The 3,423-nt window shown below is 29.3% G+C and carries 2 protein-coding genes; one reads left to right on the top strand and one right to left on the bottom strand.

Annotated features, from left to right (window positions below):
• Positions 1 to 364 (top strand): serpin family protein (locus GBZ86_RS17365; RefSeq protein WP_170272270.1); only part of this gene is annotated, 364 nt, incomplete at its 5' end.
• A 204-nt stretch (positions 365 to 568) separates the two neighbouring features.
• On the opposite strand, the gene GBZ86_RS13955 is transcribed toward GBZ86_RS17365, so the two are convergent.
• Positions 569 to 3,423: family 20 glycosylhydrolase (locus tag GBZ86_RS13955; protein ID WP_152891659.1), on the bottom strand; the 2,855-nt coding region annotated here is incomplete at its 5' end.

Genomic DNA, 3,423 nt, shown 5'->3' with positions numbered 1-3,423 from the left:
ATCTTATATAATATCAACTGTTGTTTTATTATGCATAGTTTTAAGGTTTGTAGCAATGCATGTATATGGAACTAAAAGATTAACTTTTGATCAAATGACTAAATTATTAAGTTTTCAAAAGGTTAAATATGAAAAATCTGTAGATACTCCAAAGAAAGAAGAGTTAATAGATTTAAATGAAAGATTAGACTACACTATAAAATATTTAGATAATAAAACTATTTTAAGTGAAAAAGAAGAAATAATGAAAACTGATTTAAATAAATTTAAACAAGATTTAAATAAGGCGAAAAATGAAAAAGAACATACTAAAATAATTGAAAATTTAAAGGAATATTTCAATAAAATACATAATAAAAATTAAATTTAAAATTCATTAAAAGAACATTTTTCCATAGAAATATTGATTAAATATAAATAAAAACAATACTCCCTTAATGAAAATAGTTTTTTAACAGTTTACCATAAAGGGAGTATATTTTTATTTGTTTTTGCTATAATTTATATTTTATTATTTTTATAAACTTATATAACCATTTAATATTTAAATAATATTAATTTTAAATATTTATTTACTTGTTCTTATATTTTTTGCAAATGGTCTTGAAATTTCATCATTAACTCCTACAGCAACTATTTTAAATCCATATAAAGTATTTGCTTTTAAATCTTCTACTAAATATTCTGTTCCATTTACTCTTGCAATTTCTTTGCTATCTTTGTAAATAATATACTCAGAGACTTCAGTATTAGTTGGTGCTGTCCAAGTTAATTTAATACTATTTGAAGTTATTTCAGAACCTTTCAAATCCGCTACTTTATTTGGCTTAACTCCTGGGTCTGGAATACTATTTTCTTTAACAGCTATTTTTGTAGAACCTTTTTCTATTTCATGAACATTTCCATTTTCATCTCCAACTTGAGCTATATCAACTGTTATAACTGATTCCTCTGAAATAGCTTTTGCTGTTAAACCTAAGTTTATGAAATTTGTTCCTTGTGGAAGTCCATCCCCGCCTAAAGATGAAGCTAGTACTCTTATTTTTCCTTCTTCAACTTTTTTGCCTGTTACTAATACTCCCTCAATCTTTGAAGTTACTTCATTATAATCAAATACTTCTGGATCATAAGTTATTGTAAAATCTGATGCATATGGTGAAATATTTTTAATTTCATTTATGCCTAACTCTACATTAACTTTCTCATTCACTTTTACTTCAGTAGGCGCTGTAATTGCTACTTTACCACCTACTTCTGGAATTTCTTCTGTAACCTTATGAACATTTAACTCTGCTGCTGATACAAAGTTTCCTACTGCGTCATTAGCTACTAATCTTACATGAGTTGCTTTTACTGGGTCAAAATTAATAGTTTTTAAAGATTTATCTATATTCCAAGTTCCTTCTGCTACCTTTGTAAAAGTTTCTCCATCAGTACTTACTTGTAATTCATATTGTTCAATTTTACCATTATCTCCACTTTGTCTTGGAAGATAAGTAAATTTATTTATAGTATGCTCTCCCCCTAAATTTAAAGTTATATTTTGTGGGAAAGTAACTCCTGCCCAGTCTGTATGCCATATAGTATTTTCATTTCCATCAATAGCATAACTAGCATATCCTTCATTTCCAGCTGCTGTATGCTCACTAGTAGCAGTAGCTGTCATTTCACTTTGTGGAATTAATGTTGGATCTATTGGTTTTTCTGCTATATTTTTAACTTGTACATCATCAATAGCACCTTTAAATGAGTTAGTTTCACTACCTATCTTATCTAATGGCAATACAAAAGTACCAACTTTTTCATGTTCGCTAACTTCACTAATGGTATCTATTAATTGTCCATTTACATATAAACTTGTTTTAGTCATTTCTCCTACGAAAGTCAACTCTACCCACTGATCCTCAGGTAATTGATAATTAAAGGAGAAATCATAAAACTCTCTTGAAAAACCTACCTTACCAGTATCTTTTTGGCAAGCTTTTAAAGAACCATTTTTTGATTCTGATAAAATTTGCTCGCTAAAATCTCCATTACCATCTTTTTTAACTTTAAAGGTAGCTGTATAATTTGGTCCTTTATTTTCTACTGGAGTATCTACAAAGCTGGATTCTCCTTTAAATGAAATGGCTTTTCCATCTTCACCATCTATAACCTCTACATTAGAACCTGTAGCATTGTAATTATTTCCTGAGTTATCCACCATTTCATTTTCTGAACCATTATTAAAATCATAATCTATTAGGGTTTCTCCTACAGATTCTACTTCATATCGTGGATTTGTATTTGGTGCTGTTCCAACTTCATCAGCCACTTCCTTAAACTCATTAAAACTCTTTTCATTATCTGTAGACCACATCTTTTCTGAAAGAACTTGAACTGCTGGCATAATTCTGTCAAAAGTATCTAGTTCAGATATACCATTTGCTTTAGCACCTATTAAATCATTCCAAAGAGCAAACATACCACCTTTTAATTGAGGATGCCCTGCTGGAATTTTGTAGCTATAATTACCACTAAAAGTATTAGGTTCCCAATTTTCATAAAGGCTCTTAGTATCTAAATAATCTTCATAATAACTAGCTCTTGGTACTATATAAAGATTTGAATCATCTGTATTTACAATATCAAAACCTTTATTCATCATTGCCACAGGGTCTGCCCACCATAAATTCCAAAGGTTCATAGTTGCTCCTTCACCAGATACAGAAGGTTGTCCATTTATTTGAGATAAACTTCCCCAAAGCCTTGGAGTTCTTCCTTTATCTCTTACAAAGTCTAAATAATTATTAGTAAACATTCTAAAGCCTTCATTATCTCCTTTATATTCATCTGTTCCTATATGGAAATCCTGATCTCTAAATACAGGATTTTCTCCACCTATATATTCATTAAATAAAGCATCCACAAATTTAAAAGTTTCAGGATTTCTTACATCTAAGTGGTCTGCTTTTTCTCCATCTCCTTGACGAAGTTCTGGAAAAGCTTTTGTAAATGCTAATGAATGAGCTGGCACATCTATCTCTGGAATTATATTAACTCCATAAAGCTCTGAATTATCTATAAACTCTCCAAACTCTTTTTTAGTATAAAATAAATCTTTAGCTGTTATTTCTGGGAAAGTTTCTGACTCTAATCTAAAAGCCGCATAACCATCTTGCCAATTTTCATATTCGTCATGGAACCAAAATTCATTATCATTTAAATGCACCTGAAAATCATTCATTTTATACCATGACATTAATTTTGTTGTTTCTTTTAAATAATCCATAGTAAAAGGTTTCCTAGCTATATCAAGCATAAATCCTCTTGTTTCATACCTTGGAAAATCTCTTACAATACCTTTTGCTATGGTATTTTTTGTTTGCTTTAATATTTGAAGTATTGATCTAGTTGAATAAAAAGCTCCTGTTTCATCAATAG

Source organism: Clostridium tarantellae (assembly GCF_009295725.1).
In the GTDB taxonomy this organism is placed as follows: domain Bacteria; phylum Bacillota; class Clostridia; order Clostridiales; family Clostridiaceae; genus Sarcina; species Sarcina tarantellae.
The sequence above is the reverse complement of the archived record's forward strand: the minus strand, read 5'-3'. Positions and strand labels throughout refer to the sequence as shown.